This window comes from Paeniglutamicibacter selenitireducens, from assembly GCF_051550675.1.
GTDB lineage: Bacteria > Actinomycetota > Actinomycetes > Actinomycetales > Micrococcaceae > Paeniglutamicibacter.
The window spans coordinates 205,573-230,592 of record NZ_JBPULF010000005.1 but is presented as its reverse complement, the minus strand read 5'-3'; the positions used below and the strand labels follow the sequence as shown (position 1 = coordinate 230,592).

General features: G+C 62.9%; 17 protein-coding genes. 9 read left to right on the top strand and 8 right to left on the bottom strand.

Going from position 1 to position 25,020, the window contains the following annotated elements; genetic code table 11:
- Window positions 1-243: 243 nt before the first annotated feature.
- On the bottom strand, window positions 244-1,635 hold the full coding sequence (locus tag ACSYDW_RS11380) for an NAD-dependent succinate-semialdehyde dehydrogenase (protein ID WP_438338849.1): 1,392 nt from the start codon (window positions 1,633-1,635) through the stop codon (window positions 244-246).
- A 120-nt stretch (window positions 1,636-1,755) separates the two neighbouring features.
- Window positions 1,756-3,243: a PucR family transcriptional regulator gene (locus ACSYDW_RS11375; protein ID WP_438338848.1), complete on the bottom strand. Its 1,488-nt coding sequence runs from the start codon at window positions 3,241-3,243 to the stop codon at window positions 1,756-1,758.
- An 854-nt stretch (window positions 3,244-4,097) separates the two neighbouring features.
- On the opposite strand from ACSYDW_RS11375, the gene ACSYDW_RS11370 reads away from it, so the two are divergent.
- The 8 genes from ACSYDW_RS11370 to ACSYDW_RS11335 all read left to right on the top strand — a co-directional run bounded on the left by ACSYDW_RS11370 (window position 4,098) and on the right by ACSYDW_RS11335 (window position 15,363).
- Window positions 4,098-5,417: an MFS transporter gene (locus ACSYDW_RS11370; RefSeq protein ID WP_438338847.1), complete on the top strand. Its 1,320-nt coding sequence runs from the start codon at window positions 4,098-4,100 to the stop codon at window positions 5,415-5,417.
- Window positions 5,418-5,498: 81 nt separating this feature from the next.
- Window positions 5,499-6,296, top strand: a complete 798-nt coding sequence (locus ACSYDW_RS11365) for a 2-keto-4-pentenoate hydratase (RefSeq protein WP_438338846.1) — start codon at window positions 5,499-5,501, stop codon at window positions 6,294-6,296.
- A 270-nt stretch (window positions 6,297-6,566) separates the two neighbouring features.
- Window positions 6,567-7,250: a DUF2848 domain-containing protein gene (locus tag ACSYDW_RS11360; protein WP_438338845.1), complete on the top strand. Its 684-nt coding sequence runs from the start codon at window positions 6,567-6,569 to the stop codon at window positions 7,248-7,250.
- Between the two features lie 150 nt (window positions 7,251-7,400).
- A complete protein-coding gene (locus ACSYDW_RS11355; RefSeq protein WP_438338844.1) occupies window positions 7,401-9,098 on the top strand; it encodes a thiamine pyrophosphate-binding protein in 1,698 nt (565 codons plus the stop codon).
- Between the two features lie 961 nt (window positions 9,099-10,059).
- Complete coding sequence (locus tag ACSYDW_RS11350) at window positions 10,060-11,553, top strand: APC family permease (protein ID WP_438338843.1); 1,494 nt, start codon at window positions 10,060-10,062, stop codon at window positions 11,551-11,553.
- Between the two features lie 314 nt (window positions 11,554-11,867).
- Window positions 11,868-13,343: an amidase gene (locus ACSYDW_RS11345; protein ID WP_438338842.1), complete on the top strand. Its 1,476-nt coding sequence runs from the start codon at window positions 11,868-11,870 to the stop codon at window positions 13,341-13,343.
- Window positions 13,344-13,810: 467 nt separating this feature from the next.
- Window positions 13,811-14,035 carry a helix-turn-helix domain-containing protein gene (locus tag ACSYDW_RS11340; protein WP_438338841.1) on the top strand — a complete coding sequence of 75 codons (225 nt, stop codon included), beginning with the start codon at window positions 13,811-13,813 and terminating at the stop codon, window positions 14,033-14,035.
- A gap of 215 nt (window positions 14,036-14,250) precedes the next feature.
- Window positions 14,251-15,363: a hypothetical protein gene (locus ACSYDW_RS11335; protein WP_438338840.1), complete on the top strand. Its 1,113-nt coding sequence runs from the start codon at window positions 14,251-14,253 to the stop codon at window positions 15,361-15,363.
- A gap of 145 nt (window positions 15,364-15,508) precedes the next feature.
- Here ACSYDW_RS11335 and ACSYDW_RS11330 read toward each other — a convergent pair whose 3' ends face one another.
- The 4 genes from ACSYDW_RS11330 to ACSYDW_RS11315 form a co-directional block, all read right to left on the bottom strand.
- Window positions 15,509-17,839, bottom strand: a complete 2,331-nt coding sequence (locus ACSYDW_RS11330) for an FdhF/YdeP family oxidoreductase (protein ID WP_438338839.1) — start codon at window positions 17,837-17,839, stop codon at window positions 15,509-15,511.
- Window positions 17,840-17,981: 142 nt separating this feature from the next.
- Window positions 17,982-20,504, bottom strand: a complete 2,523-nt coding sequence (locus tag ACSYDW_RS11325; protein ID WP_438338838.1) for a polynucleotide kinase-phosphatase — start codon at window positions 20,502-20,504, stop codon at window positions 17,982-17,984.
- Window positions 20,501-21,919 carry a 3' terminal RNA ribose 2'-O-methyltransferase Hen1 gene (locus ACSYDW_RS11320; RefSeq protein WP_438338837.1) on the bottom strand — a complete coding sequence of 473 codons (1,419 nt, stop codon included), beginning with the start codon at window positions 21,917-21,919 and terminating at the stop codon, window positions 20,501-20,503. Before ACSYDW_RS11320 ends, ACSYDW_RS11325 begins: the two co-directional genes overlap by 4 nt.
- 192 nt (window positions 21,920-22,111) lie before the next feature.
- Window positions 22,112-22,543, bottom strand: a complete 432-nt coding sequence (locus ACSYDW_RS11315; protein WP_438338836.1) for an ester cyclase — start codon at window positions 22,541-22,543, stop codon at window positions 22,112-22,114.
- A gap of 186 nt (window positions 22,544-22,729) precedes the next feature.
- Between ACSYDW_RS11315 and ACSYDW_RS11310 the strand changes: the two genes are divergently transcribed.
- Complete coding sequence (locus tag ACSYDW_RS11310) at window positions 22,730-23,524, top strand: isocitrate lyase/PEP mutase family protein (protein ID WP_438338835.1); 795 nt, start codon at window positions 22,730-22,732, stop codon at window positions 23,522-23,524.
- A gap of 157 nt (window positions 23,525-23,681) precedes the next feature.
- Here ACSYDW_RS11310 and ACSYDW_RS11305 read toward each other — a convergent pair whose 3' ends face one another.
- Together ACSYDW_RS11305 and rpsO are read right to left on the bottom strand one after the other, a co-directional pair.
- Complete coding sequence (locus tag ACSYDW_RS11305; protein ID WP_438338834.1) at window positions 23,682-24,419, bottom strand: YceI family protein; 738 nt, start codon at window positions 24,417-24,419, stop codon at window positions 23,682-23,684.
- Window positions 24,420-24,743: 324 nt separating this feature from the next.
- Window positions 24,744-25,013: a 30S ribosomal protein S15 gene (gene rpsO, locus ACSYDW_RS11300; protein WP_387533345.1), complete on the bottom strand. Its 270-nt coding sequence runs from the start codon at window positions 25,011-25,013 to the stop codon at window positions 24,744-24,746.
- Window positions 25,014-25,020 lie beyond the last annotated feature (7 nt).

Sequence of the window (25,020 nt, the reverse complement as noted above, 5' to 3'; positions counted from 1 at the left end):
GTCAGCGGGTAGCGGCCGGTCCCCTGCGGGCGCAACAGCCCAGGTTGCTCATTGGATGCATACGGACAGCATAGCCGAGTGTGGTTTCCGGTCGGCGAGCGCCACGCGCTCCCGTTCCCGCAGGTGAAACCCAAAGTGTTCCTGTTCCCGTGCTGCCCCCACGACCAGGAACCACCAAAGTGGAAGGCAGGGTGCCCACAGCGGATGTGGGCGTCCACGGCGGTCGGCCAACCTGGCTCCTGGCTACTCGGCGATGTAGAACAGCCGCTTGTTGACGAATTCGTCCATGCCCAAGGGCCCAAGTTCACGTCCGAACCCCGAGCGCTTGATGCCGCCGAACGGCAGATCTGCACCTTCACCGGCAGCGGTGTTCACGTTTGCCATGCCGGCATCGATCCTCTCCGCGACGGCACGGGCGCGTGCTTCATCGGCGCTGAATACCGCCCCTCCAAGTCCATAGACGGAGTCGTTGGCCAGGGCCAGGGCTTCTTCGTCATTGGAAACCTTGTAGACGACTGCAACGGGACCGAAGAGTTCTTCTGAATAGGCTCGCATTCCGGGGTCAACCCCGGTGAGCACGGCAGGGGCAAAGTAGGCATCGTGGCCCTCGGATATCGTTCCTCCTGCGTGCAGGGTGGCGCCCTTGCCCACGGCGTCCGCCAGCTGCTCGGCCAGCGACTCGGCGGCGGCACGGGAAGCCAAGGGGGCGAATGTCCCCGGTGCGTCATCGGCCGGGTTGCCCGGTTTCAGGCCCCGGGCTTGTCGGGTCAACTCGATGACAAACTCGTCGTAGATGTCTTCCATGACAATCATGCGCTTGTTTGAGTTGCAGGCCTGGCCGTTGTTCGACATTCGTGTGTTCCAGGCACTAGCGGCGGCCGCCTTCACGTCGACGGCATCAAGAACCACATATGGATCGGATCCGCCAAGCTCAAGGACGGCTTTCTTCAGGTTCCGGCCGGCGATCGCACCGATCGCTGCACCGGCCCGCTCGGAGCCGGTCAGCGACACACCTTGGACCCTCGGATCCGCGATGACGTCCTCGATCTGTGGGTGTGAGGCAAAGATATTCACGTAGGCGCCGGGTGGCAAACCAGCGTCGTCCATGATCTGCTGGATGGCCAGTGCCGACCTTGGGCAGTTTTCCGCATGTTTGAGAACTATGGTGTTGCCCAGCATCAAGTTCGGGGCTGCAAAGCGCGCCACCTGGTAGTACGGGTAGTTCCACGGCATGATGCCCAGCAGCACGCCTACCGGACGCTTCTCGATGACTGCCCGTCCGCCACCGATGGGCTTGATCGACTGGTCCGCGGCGAGGTTGGGGCCCTCGGTGGCAAAGTAGTTGAAGATCTCTGTGCAGAACTCGGCTTCGCCCCGGGCCTCGGAAGTCGGCTTCCCCATCTCCTCCGTGATGATCGCTGCCAATTCAACGGCCCGCTCGGTGAACAATTCGCCAACGCGAGCCACCATTTTCGCCCGCACTTCAATGGGAACATCCCTCCAAAGCTGGAATGCTTCGTGGGCATCCGTGACGGCTTGTGCGATCTGCCCGTCCGTGGCGACGGGGAACTCCTTGGTGATTTCACCGGTGGCCGGGTTGAGGACTCGGTAGGGTGGCTGGGTGGTGGGAGTCAAAGTTGTGCTTCCTTTTCTGTATTTGGTGCGGTGTTTTCCGTTTTGAAAGCACCTTTTGCCCTGAAGTGGCGCGTTCCGTTGCAGGATCCAGCCGCAGCGGTGGAACCATGCTGTCTGGGTCTATCCGTCCGCTCCGCGAGCGCGGATGGTCAGCCACAGTGCAGCCCTATCGTCGGGCGATTCGAGATCGATGCCGAACATTTCGGAGGCTCGTTGAAGTCTGCTGCGCAAGGTTTGCCGATGGATTCCCAGCGAATCCGCCGCAGCAGCCAGGCCACCGTTGTGCGAGAGGTAGGACTCCAATGCAGCTATCGTCTCCGTATCCGCATGAGCAAATACCTCGTCGCGGAAGGCAGCGGTTGCATTGAGTGCGAACTCATCCAAGGTTGAGCGGACGCGAGCGAGCCCGCCGAGTTCCTCGAAGTCAACCACTGCCTCCCCCATGGATCTGGCATGCCGGGCGGCAGTGTCGGCCTCGCGGAGTGACCGTTCAAGTTCCGCGATGCTCAACCCGCGGCGAAGACCCATGGCTTGGCCGGGTGACGGCATTCCTGCTTCCGCCCAGTCAATGTGACCGTCCGTCAAATGCTGGGCGATGAAAACGGTGCGGTCCGGCCCCATGGCCGCGGATACGGCTCGCACACGCAAGTCCCCGAGAGTGCTTTCCGCATAGTCGAGGTCCGGATCACTTCTGGTCGCCAGTCCAAGCACTACCGCCACTTCCACCGGACGATGTGGTTCTATGCCGTAAACCGATCCGAGGTCTCCGAGTTTCATCTCGTGCAGCAGCAGCTCCCGCAAACGACGCTCTTGCGGAGAAATGCGGCTGCTGCGTGCAGCGGCAAGGGTGAGCAAGGACGCCGCAGTGGATGCAATCACGCGCTCGAACGGGTCGAAACGCTGCCCCCTCCCGACGGCCAGAAGACGCTTGACCGGTCCCGCACCGAGGGGGTAGATCAGGGCTTCCCTGTCTGCATAGATGACAGACCCTGCGGAGAGTCCACCCATGCGGTGGTAACGCGAGATATCGGGGGCGATCGCCGCGAGTGATTCTCGGGCGCCGGCACCGGCCAACGTACTGGCCGAGCCGTCAGCTTCGACTATTGCCGCCCAACCACTCAGCATCCGGGCGAGCAGGCGCGGCACTTCGAGCGCGCCTTGCTCCGTCACCACTGTGGTTGCAAGTTCCGCCTGCATCGCAAGAGTCATTTCGAATTGCTTGCGTTGTTCATCGGCTTGGCGGCTGACGACGAACTGTGAGATCGCGATGTATGGAGTCTCGAGCGGTATCTCGATCAAGGGAATGCCACGGCTATCGGCGAGGTCCCGCCAGCTCTGGGGAACCCTTGGATAGGTTACGCCAATGCCGCAGCCAAGGGCGGCAATACCCATATCAAGCAAGGAGTCGAAGTAGTGCTCCAGCGCCGCGCCCTCACGACGTTCCAGCATTGAGTTGATCAGGAACTCGCCGCCTTGCAGCCAAGGGGTGGGATCCAGGACCTCGGACACGTGAACCCAACCGACCTGGTTGCCGAGGGCGGCATGGCCTGCCACGCAGTTCAGGTTGAATTCAGGACGTGCAATGAGATCGGCCACGGTCACAGGCATTTTCGTCACCTTTCTAGGGCTTTTCGTCAGAGTAGCAAGCAAATGCGAGTCGATCCTTGGACGAAATAGTGAATCCGGATGGCCATTTTCACCACTCCGCTGATGGTGTGACGACCATAACACCGCCAAACTTGTTCCATCAGCTCGTTTCCCGCTCGAGTCGGCAAAAGCCATTGGCAGGAACCTAGAAACGACAAAACCTCCAAGGAGGCAACATGACTATGGAGGGCAGCACCCGGATTCGCCGGGTTCAGGATGCGCCTCTCGGTGGAGGGTTAACGCTGATGTCCTGGCACCCACCAAACCGACTGGGCTACGGCACCTGAACGCACGGCCGTCAGACAAGCTTGAATCCGCGAATTCAAGTTTTCCCGCTCACGGGCATTCGTTCAGGTAAGACAACTCGCATCGCCACGAAGCCTGTTGGGCAGGTCGGTGCTACGGCCTCCGGGCAGCGAATTCTCATTTCGCCTGACAGCGCCGAATCGGCGCTTCCCAGTGTCCATAATGACTGGATCGATGCGCCGGGCCTTCACGGTCCGGCAGCACCGGACCGGGCCGATAAACGTCTCGGTCACCCCTGAGGCAGTCCACACCAGCACGACCAACCGTGAGGCATCGGAGATGACAGCGGCTGTGCGAAGGCCGATCCGCTTCAAGCCCGGCTGCTTCCCACTGCTGCCATTCCACCCCCTTCGGGGCATGCAGCACCCCATAATCACCCACACCAAATCGCACAAGGAGATTGTTTCGTGCAACCGCTAGCTTCACCTCATAACCACCTCCAGGGTGTAAACATCGTGGACAAAACGACCCTGCGGCGTGCAGTGCGTGGCACCTTCGTAGGCAATCTCATGGAATGGTACGACGTCGGGGTATTCGGATACCTCATCATCACCTTGGGCCCGATTTTCCTTCCGGAAGCCTCCAGGGAGTCGCAGGTTCTGTTCATGCTGGGCACCTTCGCCGCGACCTACGTCTTCCGCCCACTTGGCGGGGTGTTCTTTGGATGGTTGGGCGACCGGATCGGCAGGCAACGCACCCTCTTCATCACCCTTTCGGTCGTGGTTTGTGCGACATTCACGATTGGCTTGCTTCCCACCTACCAGTCCATCGGGCTGCTCGCACCGATACTCCTGATCTCGCTAAAAATCATCCAAGGCTTCACCGCCGGCGGCGAGCTCACTGGTGCCCTGACTTTCGTCTGCGAACACGCTCCCGATAAGAAGCGCGGCTTCTTCGCCGCGTTCTTGGACGGCGGCAGCTACCTGGGGTTCGTGGCCGGCGCCCTTGTCGTCACAGGTCTGCAAGTTGCGTATGGACAGCAGGCCATGCTTGACGGCCTATGGAGGGTTCCCTTCCTCATCGCCGGACCTGTTGGTTTGATAGCGATATACATCCGAATGAAAGTTGTCGAAACTCCTGCATTTGAGGTGTTGACCAAGGAACAAGAAAATCAGGACGCACCACTGCGCCGGCTCAACCCCTTCCAGATCGTCCGCGACAATTGGCGGCCGATGCTCCAGGTGCTGGCGCTTGCCGCCGCGGCAAATGCTGCAGGGTACGTATTCACCTCCTACATGCCGACGTATCTTGCCGGAATGCAGGGCCTGAACGAAGTTTCAAGCAACCTGGTCTCCATCCCCGTCTTGCTCGTCATGGCTTTCTCAATGCCCTTGATCGGCAAGCTGTCGGACCGCATTGGACGCAAACCTGTGCTGTGGATCGCCGCGGTCTGGATCATCCTGCTCGGCGTTCCAGCATTTGCACTCTTGAACGCGGGAACGATTCCCAGCGTCATGTTTGCACTGGTTCTCATCGGAGTACCGGTCGCCTGCTATCAAGGTTCCCTCGCAGCAGCGCTTCCGGCCTTATTCCCTACCTCCCAGCGTTCCTCCGGCCTGGGCATCTCCTACAACCTGGCGTCGTCTATCTTCGGCGGCACAGCCCCGTTGATTATCGAGTGGTTCAGCCAAAGCACGGGCAACCATCTCGCGGGTGCTTTCTACCTTGCCATCCTGTCGCTGGGCGCAACGATCGCAATCAAGACCATGCGTGAAACTGCCCGCCGCCCGTTGCTCGGCTCCCCCGCCAGTGTGGAAACCAAGGAAGAAGCTGCCGAAATACTAGCTGCAGTGTCCAAGCAGCGGGCCCCCCACAGCCCGGCACTTTGACCGGCAGACGCCAAGTTCGACAACCAACCGCATCCGTCCGTCCGTCGGCGGAAACCCATACCCGAAAGAAAGATTATTCCAATGCAGACAATCCCGGATGGCCGCCTCAGCAAACTACATGAGGCCGCCGACATTCTCGTTGAAGCCCGCCACAACACCAGGGTCATAGACGGCCTTCCAATCGAGTGCCAGCCCCGCAATCTAGAGGAAGGGTACGCGATCTCGGACTTGCTCGCGGACAAGCTCGACTGGCCCGTCACAGGGTGGTTCTGCGGGGCAACCAACCCCATCATCCAGCGCATGCTGCGAATCTCGGAGCCCTACTGCGCACGACTTTTTGAACACCTGGTTCACAACAGCCCTGCCACACTCCAGAGCGAGGATTTCCCACCGACCGTCATCGAAACCGAGGTAGCATTTCGCCTCGCCCGCGATCTGCCTCCCCGGGACATGCCGTATACCGAAGACGAAGTCTCGCAGGCCGTGGAAAGCGTCTGCGGAAGTATCGAGGTCGTCGCGGGGCATTTGAAGGACTGGAGCGACCAAGAGCCGTACTCGGTAATCGCTGACAACGGCACAGACGGGGCGCTGGTAGTCGGCGCCCCGTGCAACGACTGGCGCTCGCTGGACCTCAGCACCATCGAGGTCGAGGTGTCCCTCAACGGCGAAGTAGTCCGGACCGGCGTCGGCTCGAGCGTGCTCAGCGGGCCCTTGGAGGCCATGACATGGCTTGCAAACGCACATGCCGTGCATGGCGGACTGAAGGCCGGACACATCCACAACACTGGAACCCTGACTTCGATCCTTCCAGTTGGACGAGGCGACGAAGTCGTTGCGAACTTCGGTGAGCTCGGCGCCGTTTCCTTGCACTTCGTCTAGGGAACCCAGACCCAACGCCTTCTGAGTCGCGAGCTACGCGCTATCTCGTGGCACCGGCTGTCGCTCTGGGAGTCATCCGCGGGGCCGCCCTCTGCATAAGGTTCTCCCGCGCACGTCGCCCGCCCCTGACATTCCAACGGACCGGGACGGGCAACGTGCGTGAGACAACCCCGTGGGTTAGCCCACCCAACAGCACCCCGGCTACCGTCGGTCGCCAGTTCACGTTCCTTTCCTCAATCACCATTTCCCCACACCTTTCCAGGAGTCCAGTTGTCCCTGTCATTCGCACTTCCCAACGGAAAATCCATAGACGTCGACGTCGTCCATCTGCTCAACGCAGGATATGCCGGGCGCCGCCAGGACCAAGTCGCCGCACACGTCAGGGAACTTGCCGTACTCGGGGTACCTGCCCCGAGCGTCACGCCGACGATGTATCCCGTTTCGCCATACCTCGCGCAACAAGGCACCACCGTTCCCGTCCAACACGGCAGGACTTACGGAGAAGCCGAATGGGCCCTCGTCCTGGCAAACGAAGGCCAGGCCCTACTCACTCTCGCATCGGACCACACCGACCACGAACTCGAGGTCCATGACATCGGTTGGTCGAAGAACGCCTGTCCCAACGTCCTCGCTCGCGAGGCATGGCCCCTTCAGGAAGTGGAAAACCACCTCGACCAGCTGACCCTCAACACATGGGTGACCAATGACGGGGTGGAGGAAAAGATACAAATCGGCTTCCTTGCCGATCTCCTTCCCCCGTCCTACTGGGTAGCCGTCTTGAAGGAAAGGAACCTCCATGCACCCGGCACCGTGCTGCTCTCCGGGACCATCAACATGCTGGAGGGTGTCAACCAGTTCGGTGATGCATGGCGGGCGGAGCTTTCTGACCCGGTGCTCGGCCGCGCTATTTCCCTGACATACGACGTCCGACCCATGGCGACACCGATTGCCTAAGGCCCAACGGAGGTAGCCCCCAGGAAGTCTTGCCATCCTGCGCCACCACCCGTTTCTCTTGCGTGCTTGTTGTCGACTCGTCGGCAAGCACCCGACAAACGCATCTCGACCCACGCGATCGCGAAAATCCACAAAGCTAGGACCCCAACCATGAATCCTCCCGCAACGGCTGAAGCCAATCCACGCACCGACCTACGCAATGGTGGCGACCTCGTCATCGAGACGCTGGAAGCGCTTGGTGCCCGGACAGTCTTCGGCGTACCCGGCCAACATGCACTTGGCCTTTTCGATGCCATGGGGCGTGGAAGCCTCGAGTTCGTGTCATCCCGCGTTGAGAACAATTCGGCCTTCGCCGCGGACGGATACTCCCGGGCGACGGGTGAGGTCGGTGTCCTCTTTCTCTCCACTGGCCCCGGCGCCCTGACATCGCTGGCCGGGCTGCAGGAGGCCCAGGCCACCGGAGTTCCCTTGCTGGTCATTGCCAGCCAAATCCCCACCGAAGGCCTGGGTGCCCGCCGGAAGGGTATGCTGCATCAGCTCGATGACCAGAAGGCCTCTGCCGCGAACGTGACCAAGAGCCAACGATTGGTCCAGCAAGGATCGGGCATCCCCTCGGCCATCCAGGATGCCTGGGCGGAAGCCATCTCCTCACCTCAAGGTCCCGTGTGGATTGAGATCCCGCAGAATGTGTTGTTGGACCCGGTGACCACCCCGCCCGTCATTGACGTTTTAGCTGAAGCCGCCGACAACCCGCCGCGCGCCGAGTTGGTAGCGGAGGCCGTGAAATTGCTCAACGGCTCCCAACGACCGGCGATTATTGCCGGCGGCGGTGTTCGGCGCGGCCGTGCCGAGAAGGCGCTGCTCGCCGTTGCCGAACAATTGCGCAGCCCAGTGATCTGCACACCCGGGGGCAACGGAGCGTTCCCGTGGAACCACGACCTGTCGTTGCAGTCGTGGATCGAGGACAGACACATGACGGACCTGCTGGAAGACTCCGACGTGTTGCTCGTCGTGGGGTCCTCTTTGGGTGAAGTGACTTCCAACTACTTCACGTTCGAGCCCCGCGGTCGAATCATCCAGATCGATGCCGAGCCGCGCGTCCTAGAATCCAATCGAACGGCCCTCGGAATCCGGGCCGACGCACGCCAGGCCTTGGAAGCGATCAGTTCAGCCCTCGCGGCGGACAACGACACGGGCCCGGTCAGTTCCAGCCGCACCTGGAACGACCAGACGCCGGAGCAGCAAGTCAGCCAGTCGCTGGCCAAAGTCAGGCAGCGACTGAACGCCCAGGACCTCGGCAAGGAAATGCAGTTCATGGACGACCTTCGCGCAGCTGTCCCGTCCGACATGCAGACATTCTGGGACATGACGATAGCCGCCTACTGGGGTTGGAGCTGCTGGAACGCCCAGGAAGGGCAGTTCCATTCCGCCCAGGGTGCCGGCGGGCTTGGCTACGGCTTCCCCTCAGCAATCGGCGCCTCCGTCGGGCTGGACCTCAAAGGAGTTGCAGGCAGGGTGCTGGCCGTTTCAGGAGACGGGTCTGCCATGTATTCCGTTGCTGAATTGGCCACGGCCAAACAGCACAATGTCTCCGTGACGTGGCTGATCGTCGATGATGGAGGCTACGGCGTTCTGCGCGAATACATGATAGATGCGTTCGGCAAGGCAACCGCCACAGAGCTGGCGAGACCCGATTTCGTCAAGCTTGCTGAGTCATTCGGAATCCCCGCCATCCGCACCTCGCCGGAGAACGTGCAGGAAGCCCTGCGTGCAAGCTTCCAAGCTGACGGGCCAAATGTGGTCGTTGTCGAAACCCTCCTCAGGATGTTCGCGCCAACCCACCACTAGAACTCCTTGAAGCTGCGACCCGATCAACGCCAAGGAGAATTTCATCCGCAGGTTCAACAGCAAGAAACACCGTCCGCCGGCCCGCGCCGGAAGCGACAGCAGTCCCTGAAGGACGACCCCGACCATGGGACTCTCCGTATCCATGCTGCAAACGGGGTCTGGGCGTTGGGCCCGGGGTCGTCCAAGCAGCGACGGGCCCAGCCGTTGCCCACGGGGAATGACCTAGTTGCCATGAGCCGTGGGCCGAGTGTGCACTGCTTCGCGGCTGTCCTGGATTGCGGTGCGGACCGCATTGACGATAGACCATTCAATGGCTGTCAGAACGAGCAGGTGTTGGGCTTCCGGAACCCTGGTGGTCTGTCGTCTCCGTGACGGCGACTGTCGCCTGCCTCTCGAGCATCAGCTCGATTCTCCAGCGCTGGGCGACGGATTCACAGTCCACCACGAACGGTGAAGACGCAATGGAGTGTGTTTTGAGGGGCAGTCGGACTTCCGGGCATTTCGGTCGGCAGCGGTTTCGCGCTCCAACCAGTGAACCGTTGGTTGGCTCCCATTCAATCCCACAGCGCAGGTCAGAGATGCCGCCATCCCACTTCCCGGTCAACACTCTGCTCGGGCATGGATCCATCGCACCTGTCCAACATGGAATCCCCGAGGAACCCTTAGTTGTGCAACGAAGCCGTGTGGGGCCATCCGGCTTGGTTGTCCAGAAACTCGTGCTTCGCCGGCTTTGGACAAATCTATGAAGCACTAACGCGGTTTCCACCAACCGGTCCATGGTGTGACGCGCACAACACAATCACACTTGATCCTACGGTCGGCGTTCCACAGGTTCCACGTTGACGCCCTTGGACCTCTGCAGGTGCCAAGCCCCCACAAACAAGACCGACCGTCGTGACGGCACTGAAGCAACCGGAACCAGATCGAATCACGCACAAGCCTCGAGTAAAGGAACTCCCCCATGCCCAAACCCGCAGTTGTGAATGCGCCAGGCAATTCACTAGCCAGTAGTGCAATGAATTTGCCGGAGCTTGTCCTCACCGCCCTTGCTTCCGTGGCACCACTGACTCTGGTTGCAGCTGTGATGCCCCTGCACTTCCTTATCGGAGGCAACGCGCTGCCGGGCGGTTACATCGTCGTCGGTATCGTGATGATGTTGTTCGCGGTGGGTCTCACCACCGTCCTGAAGTACCTGCGGAGCTCGGGCGCCTTCTACACGATCATCGCCCGCGGGCTCGGCAAGCCGATCGGTACGATGTCGGCAATGCTCGCAGTCCTCGCCTACAACGCGCTGCAGGCCCTGACCTACGGTCTGCTCGCCATCTACACGGCGGATTGCTTCGTACGCTGGTTCAACATCTCGTTGCCCTGGTGGGCCTACGGGCTCGCCGTCCTGGTCGTCATCGGGTTCCTCGGGCTCAAGGGAATCACTGCGAGCGCAAAAGTTCTCGGAATCGTGCTGGTGCTCGAGATCCTTTCGCTGGTTGTCCTGGTGGTTGCAGTGTTCACCACGCCGAGCTCCGGGCCGCTACCACTCCAGTCGTTCGCGCCTACCACGGTGTTCCGCCCTGAAAGCCTCGCAATGTTCGCGCTCATCTTCGGCGCGTTCATCGGCTTCGAATCGACGGCAATCTATGCGGAAGAAGTGAAGGGTGGCTCCCGTACGGTTCGCCGTGCTACATACATCGTGGTGGCTTTCGTCGGCCTCTTCTACAGCCTCATAACCTTCGCCATCGTCACCGCATACGGCGCAGGCGACATCGCAGGCGCCGCCGAGGGAGATCTCGAGGGCTTGGTGCTGAACCTCTTCGAGCGCCTGATGAACCCGTTTGTGTTCGAGATTGTCAACATCCTGCTGATCCTCAGCGCGTTTGCAGCGGTGCTCGCACTACACAATGTTTCCAACCGGTACGTTTATGCACTGGGCCGTGAAGGAATGTTGCCACGTTCGTTCGGGATGACCCATCCGAAGACCAAGTCCCCCTGGGTCGCGAGCCTTTTCCAAAGCGGCCTTGCATTGATCGTGCTCATAGGCTGCACTGCTTGGTCAGTCGACCCCTACACCGGACTGGTACTGGTCGGCAGTGCCATCGGATTCATTGCGATCATGACGCTCTGGGCCCTCTGCGCATTGGCGTGCATCATCTATCTGCGGAGGACACACCCGGAGGAGGGAGTTTGGCGCACCCTCATTGCCCCGGGCCTGGCCTTCATGGCGCTCGTCGTCGGCGTCATACTCGTCGTTGGCAACTTCCATTTCTACTCCGGTGGCGTGCCTGCCGTGAACGTTCTCGTCACGATCATCACAATCGTGACCGCAGGCGGCGGCCTGGCCCGCGGGTTGTACCTTCGCAAGCGCCGGCCTGAGATCTACGCGAACCTCGCCATCACGGTCGAGACAGATGGGGACGATATCGATGCCGATGCGGTGCGGCACGAAAGAATTCCACAATGAAACTCGTCGGCTCAGATGCACCACTTCACGAAACCTTTTGGGACGTTTAGCGCACCGTGCCGATCGCGCGGTGCACGGTCCCGGGCGGTCGAACATGCTGGGGCAGATGATTTGACCGCGTGGGGTCACCGCTACGACAGGTTGAACCGACAGGAGTGAATCGCCGGGCCGGCATCGGCTCCGCTCACGTGGTTGTATGAGGCCCGGTTCTGCGGAACCATCTGAACCACGAGAGTCCGCGGGAACGACCTTCGCATAATCGCCCATGAACCGTCGACAATATCGAGCACGGAAGAAAGAAAAGAGAAAACCCCATGCCTGACAATCCGCTGGTGTACATCTCCGCGACGGAAGCCCTGGCACGATTTCGCGCGGGCACGCTGCGGCCATCGGAGCTGATGAGCGCGCTGCTGGCACGAATCGAATCGGAGAACCCGAAGGTGAATGCGTTCACCGCTGTCTACGCTGAGGAGGCCATGCGGGAAGCCCACGCCGCAGACAGCCGCTACGGCGACGGAACGGCCCGGCCGCTCGAGGGCATCGCCCTCGCGGTGAAGGACAATGTTCCTATTGCCGGGCACGTTGTCACATACGGATCCAGGCTCTATGCGGAAAACCGGGCCACCTATACGCATCCCGGGGTCGAGCGACTTCTTCGTGCCGGCGCCGTAGTGATTGGTCGCACGACGTTGCCCGAATTCGCCGAGGCGGCCAACTGCTACACACCGCTGTGGGGCGTCACCCGAAACCCCTGGAACACGGACTTCGGGCCAGGCGGGTCATCCGCGGGGTCGGCAGTTGCACTTGCTGCAGGAATGACCACGATCGCCGACGGAAATGACAATGGCGGTTCCCTCCGCATCCCCGCATCATGCTGCGGTGTCTACGGCTACAAGGCCCCTTACGGGCGGAACCCCAACGATCGCCCCGATATCTTCGATCCTTATATGCACTATGGCCCGCTCGCACGCACCGTCAACGACATCCGCCTCATGCAGTCGCAGATTTCCGGCCGGCACGTAGATGACATTGGCACGCTGGCCGAGGTCGTGGACTACTCGCGGACCTACGACATCAGCGGCTGGCGGGTCGCCTACTCGCTCGATCTGGGGTACTTCCCCGTAGACCACGAGGTCCGCGACAACCTGCTCTACATCGTCGAGGGGCTCCGTTCTCGAGGGTGCTTGGTCGAGGAAGTGACACTGGGCTGGGGCACCAAAGTGTTCGATGCCTGGGCAGCCTCGATGTCCAGCCGTGGATCAGCAGCCCGTTTCGTGCCCGACTTCGAGCGAGACCGCGGGGAGCTCGCCGACTACTCAGCCGACGTGATCGCCAAGAGCAAGCTGCTCACCGCGTCCGAACTCTTCAATGCCACCGAAACTCACCGGGAAATGTATCGGGACCTCGGCCCGATCCTTGAAGACTACGACGCGTTCCTCTGTCCCACGACGGCGGTTCCGTCCGTGCGCGCCGACCGGTCGCCGCTGGACCCTGATCTGGAGATCAACGGTGAGCCAGTACCTACCCAAATCGCCGAGGGTTGGTTCATGACCTACCCGTTCAACATGTTGGGCCAGCTCCCCGTGCTCAGCGTTCCCAGCGGAACATCCTCGAGCGGGGTACCGACAGGTGTACAAGTGGTGGCGCGCGCTTTCGATGACCTACGCGTGTTTGCGGTCGCCCAGGCGATCGAGGACGGTATCTACTCGACCGATTTCACGTCCCTGCTACCGGGAATCAACGACACGGTGAACGGCAGTGGTCAACGTCCACGCTACGTCGATGGATAGCCCTTGTGACCATGAAAACGCCGGGCAGGTCCAGCGGACGAAGTCGATTCGGTGACCTTGCCGGACACGAATGCAATGTCATCCATAGAAGTTGGCTCTGTGCGGTGTTTGAGGCAGCGGGTGCAATATCCCCAAGCCACCCGGGATCAGCTCAGTGCCCTGCCTGGTCCTTTGGAAAGCAACACGATTGCTCTTTTCGAGCACGCAGTGACCAACATTTGGGCCCTTTGTGGCGGGCCAGTCCAAAGGAAAATTCACGATCATTCGCCCGATGCCCTGTTGGGCGTTGAATGGGAAGGACAATTCGACCCGCGTCCGAGACACGACCCGGTTTTCTTGCGGCACTCCCCCTCTAGTGCCCGGGGACTCTTTGTGCTTACCTAGTGCACAACGTTGTACTTGTGGTTGAAGGTATGCAAGTTAACTGCTCCGTCGCGGGGACGATGGACGAATCGATTGGGGTCGCAATGATTGATCTGCAGAGGTTCGAGGAAGCACACTACCTCACGGTGGCCGAAGTCGCCGTGGCCATGCGGGTATCGAAAATGACGGTCTACCGGTTGGTGCATGCCGGCGAGCTGCCGGCCGTACGTTTCGGCAGGTCCTACCGCGTACCCGAGAAGGCGGTGGAGGAGTACCTGGTGGCCGAGCAGCACTCGGCAACGACAGCCGCCCACGGTGTGAGAACCTGAGACGATAAAAGCGGCCACAACATGACTGGTGCGCTCCTGCCGATACTCACGTGTGTGGCGGGCTTTCCTCAAGCGCAGGGATCCTCACCACCGAAACCAAGCTGAATCCTCACCGGACGTTGTTCACCCAGGCGAATCACCGAGCCAAGCAAACAATGGGTCTCTTGCCTGAGTGCCAATGGCGTTTTCCGCTACTCACCCACCCTGGGGGAATCGTGAAGAGAATCGTTTCCGTAGTTGCATCGGGTGCCTTGGTCTTTGGGACATTGGCCCTGGCGCCACCAGAACTCGCTGTTCAGCAGGCTGCCCACGTCCAGGCCGGCCAGGCTGCTTCATTGTTGGCCGCGGCGGCCGAGTCGCCAAGGATCACCGTCGGCGCAAAGAAGACCACGACCACCGGCAAGCCGAACAAATCCGTCAGGACAACCAGGCTCCCCGCCCTTCAGTTCTCCAGTGCCACGAACCGCAAGAAATTCACCACCTACGCCATGGAGTCCGTCGCAGCCGAGCTGAAGACCTTCAATGCCAAACGCCAGGGGAAGTGCAAGGGAAGCAAGACCGCCACCTTCAACGCCTGGCCCGGCAGCATGGGCGTCTACAAGGGCCGATACGCATCGGTGACCATGCGGTACTCGACATACGCGTGTAGCGGCACCGCCACAAGCAACGCTCGTTCCTTCACGCTGGACCTGAAGACCGGCAAGAAGGTTGGTATGTCCACCTTCGTCTCGGGAAACGACATCACCACCAGGATGGCGGTGAACAACAACTTCGCCTCCTCAAAGAGAAAGTGCGTCGGAGATTTGAACCCCGCCGCCGGCAACTTCCCGCGGCCCTTGGCCTGGGATGTGTCGGCCAAGGGCATCCGCTTCCACTATGCCAGGAAGCCCGCCGGCGCCGTCGCCTGCGGGACCCCCGACGTGCTGCTGCCGTGGACCGAGGTTGCATCGCCCGGCTCCATGAAGGGCGCCGTCAAGAACCGCACCTACGTCCGCAATCTGACCTACGACAAGGACTACGACACGTACTGGGGCGAAGTCATCGTGACCTCAGTCCAAGGCCGCAAGGTGACGATCTTCGATGCGTTCCTCTTCAGCGACGGGGCCTGTCTTCACGGGGTCCGGTCCGGCAGGAGCGCGATCGTGAGCCAGTTCGGAGGCAACAACACGAAATTCAACGTCAAGCTCCTGGATGCCTCCGCCAACCCGCGGTTCGACCCCGCCCAGTTCGGGCAGGGCTGGCACGAAGCCACCGCCACCGAGATCCGGAACATCGAGCACACGGTCGGCGCTCCGATGTTCACGGCCCGCCAGGTCTGCGAACCGTGACAGGTCGCCACCGGTAGCCGGAGTCACGTGGTACCTACCTGGGCCGCCAGGACATGCCATGTCCTGCGCCAACTGCGGCACGTGTTGATTCGCCCCCGGCTCAGGTCCGTGCAACGGGCGCCTGCTTCTGCCCCCGAAACCGGTTTCAGGAACGGCTTCGGGTGATCGTGACCCGGACGTGTTTCATGATCGGCTGGTCACTCTGCGTACTGTAGTCGCCAATCGCGCACAGGACATTCATCTCCGGCATGTAGCCGGCGGCGCAGCTGCGCGGGACCTCGTACGGGATGGCCAGGTAGCCGTTCAGGGAACGGGTGGAACCGTCCTTGGCGATGCTGGTGATGTCCACGGGGTCGAGTTCGCCGATGCCGCGTTCGGCCATGTCTTCCCGGTTCATGAACACCAGGGTGCGCAGGTTCTTGATTCCGCGGTACCTGTCGTCGTCGGAATAGATGGTGGTGTTCCATTGGTCGTGCGAACGCATGGTTCCCAGCACCAACGTCCCCGTGGCCGGAACCACGTCCGGCAGCTCGGCTCCGGAGAACTCGGCACGCCCGGACGGGGTGAGGAAGACCAGCTCCCGGGCCGGCTGCTTGATGCGGAAGCCCAGGGGAAGCCGGACCCGGCGGTTGAAGTCCTCGAAGCCGTCGAAGACCCGGGACATGGTATCGCGGATGCGGTCGTAGTCCTCGACGTACCATTCCCAGGGCGTGGCGCTTCCGGGCAGGGCAGCCCTGGCCATCCCGGCGACGATGGCCGGCTCGGAGAGAAGCTTCGGGGATGCGGGTTTCTTCATGCCCACGGAGAGGTGCACCATGCTCATCGAGTCCTCCACCGAGGTGCTCTGGAGGCCGGCGGCCTGCTGGTCCTTCTCGGTGCGGCCCAGGCACGGCAGGATCAGGGCGCGGCGGCCGTGGACCAGGTGGCTCCGGTTGAGCTTGGTGCTCACCTGCACCGTGAGATCGCAGGCACGCAGCCCCGCACAGGTGTACGGGGTGTCCGGCGCGGCGAGGGCGAAGTTGCCGCCCATCGCGACGAAGACCTTGATGTCGCCGCGATGCATGGCCTCGATGGTGGCGACGGTGTCCATGCCGTGTGCGCGCGGTGCCTCGATGCCGCAGACCTCGTCCAGGCGGGCCAGGAATGCCTCGGTGGGGCGGTGGTCGATGCCGCAGGTGCGGTTGCCCTGGACGTTGCTGTGCCCGCGCACGGGTGAGGGGCCGGCCCCTTCACGGCCCAGGTTCCCGCGCAGCAGCAGGAGGTTGGTGATTTCGCGGACGGTGTCGACGCCATGCTCGTGCTGGGTGATGCCCAGGCACCAGCTGATGATGCTGCGGTCGGCGTCCCGGTACACCCGGGCCGCCTTGAGGATCTCGTCGCGGGACAGCCCGGACTGCACTTCAAGTTCTTCCCACCCGGTGGCCTCGCAGAGGGCCCGGTACTCCTCGAACCCGGCGGTGTGCCGCTCGAGGAACTCCCGGTCCAGGGCCTTGGGGTCGGTGGCGGAGAATTCCAGGACGGCCTTGGCCATGCCGCGCAGCAGGGCCATGTCGCCGCCGATGCGCGGCTGGAGGTTCAGCGTGCTGGTCTTCGTGGAACGGAAGATCGCCATGTCCAGGAGGTCGTGCGGGACGATGGTGCGGGTGGCGGCGGCCTCCACCATGGGGTTGATGTGCACCACCTGCGCCCCGCGGCGGTGGGCCTCGGCCAGGGACGTGAGCATCCGGGGCGCGTTGGAGGCGGCGTTGACGCCCATGATGAACAGCGCGTCCGTCGCTTCCCAGTCCTCGAGGTCGACGGTGCCCTTGCCGGTGCCCAGTGACGCCTGGAGCGCACGGCCGCTGGCCTCGTGGCACATGTTGGAGCAGTCCGGCAGGTTGTTGGTGCCCAGCTCGCGGGCCATCAGCTGGTAGAGGAACGTGGCCTCGTTGCCCAGCCGGCCGGAGGTGTAGTAGGCCGCCTGGTTGGGATCCTCCAGGCTGCGGAGCGCGCCACCGACAAGTTCGAACGCGTCGGCCCAGCTGATGGGCACGTAGTGGTCGCTCGCGGCGTCGTACACCATCGGTTCGGTCAGGCGTCCCTTGCTTTCGAGTTCGCGGTCGCTCCACCCGGAGAGTTCGGTGACCGAATGGGCCGCGAAGAACTCCGGCCCCACGCGCTTGTGGGTCATCTCCCAGGTGACGTGCTTGATGCCGTTCTCGCAGATGTCCAGGTGCAGGCCCTTGGTGTCGTCGGGCCAGGCGCACCCGGGGCAGTCGAACCCCTTGCCCTCGTGGTTCATCCTGAAGATGGCTTTCGGGCCGTCCACCAGCTCGCGCTCGCGGGCCAGAATGCGCCCGACGCTCATCGCCGCTCCCCAGCCGGCGGCGGGATGGTGGTAGGGCCGGAAACTTGGCGCGTCCTTGGGGTCGGCGCCCGTCCCCGGATCCCGGGTGTCCTGTTCCTGGTTGTCATCGAAGGCGTTCAAGGCATCCACGCTTCCATGCTCGGGCGTGCTGGAAACACGCGGCTTGACCGTAGCCTATGCCCGTCGCCGCCTCGGGGGTACCCGTGGGGCAGGGGCGTTGGCCAGCCGGTGCGGTGAACCTCGATCACGCCACGGGTTGCTCCCGGTCCTGCTACAGGCGTGGGTCCAAGGGTTCGGACTCCAGCGCCAGTACCCCGAAGACCATCCGGTGGACCTTCCACAGCGGTGCTCCCGAGGCCGTCAGCCGCAGGGCCTCAAGTCCCAGGATGTACTCGTGCAGGGCTCGGTTGCGTTTCCTGTCCGTGGCACGTTGGCGCAACCGTTCAAGGTTTGCTTCCTCCAGGTAGTCCGGTCCGTAGATCAACCGCAGGTACTCCCGGCCGCGCACCTTGATGCCGGGCTGCGCCCAGCCGCGCTTCGTGCGGGTGAGGTTCTCCCATGGCTTGACCACCATGCCCTCCGACCCCTCAGCCGTAATCCCCTGCCACCACTGCACCGCCGCTTCGACGTCGGAGTCCTGGTCCAGGTCCACGCGCAGGTGCCGGGTGCCGGCGAACAGTTCGGGGCCGGCCGCGGCCAGCCGATCGCCGATCTCCAGGTGCCATCCGTGGTCACGGGTCTCGAAGCTTTGTCCCTCGGCGGCAAGCACCTGGAATGTCGCGAAGCGCAGGTCGTCGGCCGAACCCACGTAGCGCCGGTAGGACTCGCGGAAGGCCCGCGCATTCGACCGGCGCGTCAATGTACGGGAAAGCACCTCCTGGACGTCGAGGCCGTTGGCTGCCGCCCGGTCCAGCACCGCCACCGAAGCATCGGTCGCGGCAACCGCGGACGCGGCAACGGACGCATAGGTGTCCTTGATCAGGGACTCTGCCTTCAGCGACCACGGCATCAGTTCGCCATCGAGCATCAGCCAGTCGCTGCCTAGTTCATCCCACAGCCCGGCCCGGTCCGCGGCCTCGTGGGCCCGTTTCAGCACCAGCTGTTCGTGCTCGCCATCCAGGAATTGCCGCCCGGTGCGGGTGTGCAGCGTTCCCAGCCAGCCCTGCGGCGCATCGAAGCGAGCGGGATCGCGGGAGAGCAGCATGACCGCGCGCGATCCCATGTGCTTCTCCTCGCAGACCAGCTGCGTGACGCCCTGGCGGCGGAAGTACTCAAACGCCTCGTGCGGGTGTTCCAGGTAGCCCGGCTGCGACGAAGACTCGGCCGGAGACATGGTGGGTGGCAGGTAACGCAACCACCGCGGGTCGATGGCGAACCGGCTCATGGTTTCCAGCGCGCCCGCGGCCTGGCCCTCGGTGATCTTCACCGTGCCCAGGCCCTCGGCCTTCAGGAACTGCACACCGGAGACGTCTTCCATGGACAACACGCCCGGCTCCCGTTCGGGCCCGCGTGGGGATCCCAGCGGCCTGCCGGGTTCGCAGTACCGTGCCAACGCCGGCACCTGGACGACCTCGCGTTCGGGATAGCGCATGGCACTGAGCGCTCCCCCGAATACGCAGCCCGTGTCGAGGCAGGCGGTGTTGTTGATCCATGCCACCTCGGTGACAGCCGTGTGCCCGTAGAGCACCGCCGCATCCCCGCGGTAGTCGTTGGCCCAGGGGTAGCGCACCGGCAGGCCAAACTCGTCGACCTCGCCGGTCACCTGCCCATAGAGGGCAAAGGCCCGCACCCGACCGGAGGCACGGCCGTGGTATTTCTCGATCAATCCCGCGTGTGCGACAACCAGCTTGCCGCCGTCCAGCACCAGGTGGGACACCAGCGAGTCGCAGAAGTCCGCGACCCTGCGCCTGAACCCTTCTTCCTGTCCGGCCAGTTGTTCCATGGTCTGCTCCAGCCCGTGGGCCAGGGTGACCTTGCGGCCGCGCAGCGCCCGCACCAGCTTGTCTTCGTGGTTGCCGGGCACGGCGAGCGCGTGGCCACTGCCGACCATCCCCATGGCCAGGCGAAGCACACCCGCCGAATCGGGTCCACGGTCGACGAGGTCACCCACGAAGATGACCCGCCGACCCTCGGGGTGTTCTGCGTCCGTTGGCCGTCCCGAGCCGTCGCGCGTCAGCACGTAGCCCAGCGACCCGAGCAGCAGCACCAGCTCGTGCAGGCAGCCGTGGACATCGCCGATCACGTCGAAGGGACCGTGTTCCTCGCGGAAATCGTTGAGCAGCTTGTGGCGGCGGACCACCGCGTTGTCTATTTCATCCGGGGAGGAAAGCACGTGCACCCGGGAGAAACCCTCCCGTCGCAGGGAACGCAGTGATTTCTTCAAGGCCCGGTGCTGGCGGTCGACCACCGCAGGCGCCACTGCTCCCGCACCCCGCGCGGCGTTGCGTTCAAGGCACACCTTGACCGGCAGGTCCAGGACAATGGCCGAAACGAGCGAGTCCTGCGACTTCGCAACCTCCACCAGCTTCTCCCTGGCGGACTGCTGCACGTTGGTGGCGTCAACCACCGTCAGCAGGCCGGCCTCGAGGCGCTTGGTGGCAACGAAGCCCAAGGCCTCGAAGGCCGCCGGTGTCACAGACTGGTCGCTCGGGTCGTTCCCGACCAATCCGCGGAACGTGTCGCTGGAAAGCACCTCGAACTCCCCGAAGTGTTTCGCCGCGAAGCTTGATTTGCCCGACCCGGATGCGCCGACCAGCAGCACCAGTCCGGCTTCGGGAATCCTCAGTTCGCTCATGCCCCCGCCTTTCTGAAGATCGCCATCTGGGTGGCAGGGCCGGCGCTCGCCGACTCGTCGCCCACCGGGCGGTATTCCACGCCGTAGCCGTGTCGTGCGGCAACGGCTTCCGCCCATTGGGCGAACTCCGCCCGAGTCCATTCGAAGCGGTGGTCCTCATGCCGCATGGTTCCCGCCGCCAGCGATGGGTACAACCTGTTGAATTCGGAATTCGGGGTCGTCACCACAATGCTTTGCGGTGCCGCCCCGGCGAAGATCGAGTCTTCCAGCGCCGGCAGCCTGCTCAGCTCGATGTGTTCGATGACCTCCATGAGCACCACCGCGTCGAAACCGGAGATCCGCTCGTCTCGGTACACCGCCGACGAATGCAGCAGTTTGATGCGTTCCCTGTCCGCATCGGCGAGCTCATCCAGGTTCAGCATCCTGGCTGCCTGTTCCAGCGCGCGGGCTGACACGTCGGTGCCGAGGATCCGGGTGAAGAACCCGTCCTTCTGCAATCGGCGCAGCAGCGCGCCGGGACCCGACCCTACGTCGACGACCCGATGCGCACCGCAGTCCTTGAGCGCAGCGATGACAGCGTCCGCTCGCTGCACGCGCAGCGGCGGTGCAACGCTGCCCGGGGCAGGGGCCGAATCGACGGCGTCGTCACTGGCGTCCGCCGTTGTCTCGGCGATCAAGCTGTCGGCCACGGCCACCAGGTCCTTCTGGTGTGCGAGGTACCGGCGGGAAATCAGTGCACGCTCGGGGTGCTCGGGCAACCAGCCCTCCCCCTGCCGGACCAGTTTCTCGGCCTCGTCGTCGTTGACCCAGTAGTGCTTGCCGTCATCGAGCACCGGGAGCAGGACATAGAGCTGCCGCAGGGCAAGATACAGGGGAACGGAACCGGTGAGCACCAGGCCGCTGTAGCGGGAATCAGACCATTCCGGGTAGGCCTCATCCAGCGCAATCGGCCGCTGCTCGATCGTCCATCCCAGCGGGGCGAACAACCGCCGAACTAGGTCGATGCCGTCGTTGCCGCGGGTGGAAACCACCGGCACTTCGATCCTCAGCGGAAGCGGGGCTCCTGCCAGTTCCGGGTGGGCCTCGTTGGTATCCGTCATGGCGCTGCGCAGGACCTTGCCGAGGGCCACCGACAGCAGGCTGGACGCGGTGTAGGGCCGGTCATTGATGTAGTAGTCCAACACCCCGTTGTCGCCCCGGAACCGTTTGTTGCGAACCAGGCCTACGGCATCGACCTCAACCAATAGCGCCGCGGTGGTCCGCGCCGGGGTGCACTCGGGGTAGAACACGTGGGCGTTGCCGACGGAAAGCTCGAATGTCTGCAGCCGACCAGGATGCTTGCGCAGCAGGTGCGAGAGCGCCGTGGCGTCGAGTTGGGAGCCGTTCTCCGGCTCGAGCGTGATGGTGATTAGCAACTGCTCTCCTCCCACTGGCATTGAAAACCGGTCGTTTACTAGGTCATTTAGGCAAACCCTACTCTAGAAAACCGGTTGTGGCAGCCGGCCTGATGCAGAAAACAGGGGCCCGATCAACGCTGCAAGGCCCCCGGCTTCAAACACGATGGCGGGCCGGCGGAGTCACAAGTTCGTCGGGTTCCGCCGGCCAGCTCAAATGCCGGCGTTCGCAAGCTGCGCAGCAACACCGGCCCTATCGATATGCATCCAGTACTGGGTAATGAACCCACCCTCGACTTCGTAGACCACGGAGTTGATCTGCCGAACCTTGTTCCCGGTCGGAGCGTAGCCGTCCACGGTTCTCACATGGTGTCCGATCTGCGAGAAACGCACGTGGGCCCGTTTCCCTTCCACCATGAACTCCTCAACCTCAAGCGTGAATCCACCCCAGGATTCGATCATTTCCCGCACATGCTCCGCGTAGTCCTCCGGGCTGCGTTCAACGGTCCTCGGATCCTCCGACTGCACCTGGTGGGCAAGAACCCGGGGCGCCATGTACTCACCGGCCCGCTCAGGGCTGCGGCCCGAACGAACCTCCTCCAAGAACGATTTCACTACATGGCGGGTCACTTCGGCATCAGTCATGGCACCATCCTAAGGACACATCGCGGTGTCGCCCCACTTCGAGTCGCCGGGGCAGCGGCGGAAGGCTGCAGACCAGGCCCAGCCCAAGGAAAACCGATGCCTCCGCCATCATCCCTAGCCCGTCCCACTAGGATCGAATCCTGAAAGCAATCCGCCCTTTCGGGTGGGCTCGGGAGGGGAATGACGATGGCCACGTTTCTTGAACTTCACCATGCAGACGAGCCGCTGGTGCTGCCCAACGCGTGGGATGTCGGTTCGGCCCTGGCGTTTGCGGCGGCCGACTTCCCCGCAATCGGCACCACCAGCTTCGGCATAGCCGCCAGCGCCGGGATGCCTGACGGCGACAGGTCCAGCAGGGCGGCAACGACAGCCCTTGCGGCACAGTTGGTCCGCCTGCCGGTACACATCACAACCGACATCGAGGACGGCTACTCGGATGACCCCGCCGAAGTCGCGGACTTCGTTGCGGAGTTGGCGGCCCTCGGAGTTGCCGGAATAAACCTGGAGGACAGCAGGTCCGGGCACCTGGTCGATCCAGCCCTCCAGGTCTCCAAGATCGCCGCGGTCAAGGCGAAGGCCCCGGGGGTATTCGTCAATGCCCGGATCGACAACTATTGGTTTGGCGAACAGCCCACTGTGGACGCCGTCCTGCTTCGGGCCTCCGCCTACGCAGAAGCCGGAGCCGACGGGATCTTTGTCCCGGGCCTCGGCTCCGCGGACGATATCCGAAGCCTTGCCGCCGGGACCGAGCTGCCGCTCAACGTGCTGGCCCATCCCTCGTTGTCTGTTGCCGAGCTGGGAGCGCTGGGTGTCCGGCGCGTGAGCTCCGGGTCCCTGCCGTACCGGGCTTCGGTGGACGCAGCCGTCGGCATCGCCAACAGCCTGCGCGAGGGCCAACCGGTGCCTCCAGCCACTTCGTACTGGGACATGCAAGCACGGCTCGTTGCATTCGCCCGGGGCACTGACGGGTTCGCCGGGTAGGGCGCCCCGACTCCCACAAGGTGCGGGCGCCGCCCTCGGTCCCGAAGCACGGGAGCCGCGCGGAGTGATCCGTGGCCCCTCTAGCGCCATGGATCGAGCGCGGGGTGTCAGCAACCAGAAGATGAGGTCATACACCCGGCCAGAGAGGCTGCCGCGCTTATCCCTGGGTTACGTCCAGGGAAAACTCGATGAAACCGGAATCCTCCACGGAGACGAACCCCAGGTTCGGGGCCTCAACGCCAAAATCGGCCCACGTGACAGGGATCTGTCCCACCAGTTGTGCAGCTCCTTCGCTGAAGGCACTCTGCACATCGGCGGTAATGGACTTCGTCTGGCCATTGATTGTCAGGTCCCCGGTGATCGAGAAGGTCTGCGTGCCGCCGTCGGCCGCGCCCGTCAACTCGACAGGCTTCGTCAGCGTGAAGGTCGCTTCGGGGTATTGCGAGGTGTCGATCGCCGAGGTGCGGAAGTATGAATCTCGCCTGTCCGAGTCCGTGGCGATGGTGGCCACGTTCAATGTCAGGTCGGCGGCCGTGAGCGCGTTGTCCTTGACCGTCAATGATCCGCTGACGTCTTCGGTGCGACCCGTGACGGTCACGTCGGATCCGTTGAGGACCTCATCCAGGCGGTAGCCGGCATAGGAACCCGGCCCGACGGCCCAGGTTCCGGAGAAGTCCCTCGGGGTTGACGACGATCCTGTGGATCCTGCATCGCTCGCGGTCCCGCTGCTCGGGGTAGCGGTAATCGTCGGTACGTCATCGGCTTGGGCGGACACGGCATCCGCGTAGATGCGGCTGCCAATGAACACGGCCGCGACGACCAGCGCGATCACGACGGGGATGATCCAGAACAGGCGCTTCTTCGTGTTTCGGACTGGTGCTGGGTGGTCACTCATTCGGTCTCCTGCGTGCTCGGGCCGCCTTTCGACGCCGATTTACTTGACCATTGGAGTATTCCATTGCCGGCGGTGGCATGTCTTGCATTTTGACCTTCTCAGGCAAACTTCAAGAGAACTGCACAGGCTCCATACAGCAAGGCACAAGTCCGGGAATTGTGCCTTCGACCCGATTTGGTGCCGCCGTTCATGCACGAATTCGGAACCGGCTTGCCCTGGAGTTCGTGGGCCACCGGACCGCCCGGCTCCCTGGCTTGGAAGCAAAAATTCCCCGGTTCCCATTGACGGGAACCGGGGAATTTCAATCAAACCTTGTGCTAAAGACTAGCGACGCAGGCCGAGGCGCTCGATCAGTGCACGGTAGCGTGCAATGTCGGTGCCCTTGAGGTACGCAAGCATACGGCGACGACGACCAACCAGGGCCATCAGGCCGCGGCGGGTGTGGTGATCGTGCTTGTGCATCTTCAGGTGCTCCGTCAGGTCGGAGATACGACGTGACATCACGGCGATCTGAACCTCGGGTGAACCGGTGTCGCCTTCGCTGGTTGCGTAGGCCTTCATGATTTCCTGCTTGACAGCGGCGTCCAATGCCACAATAACT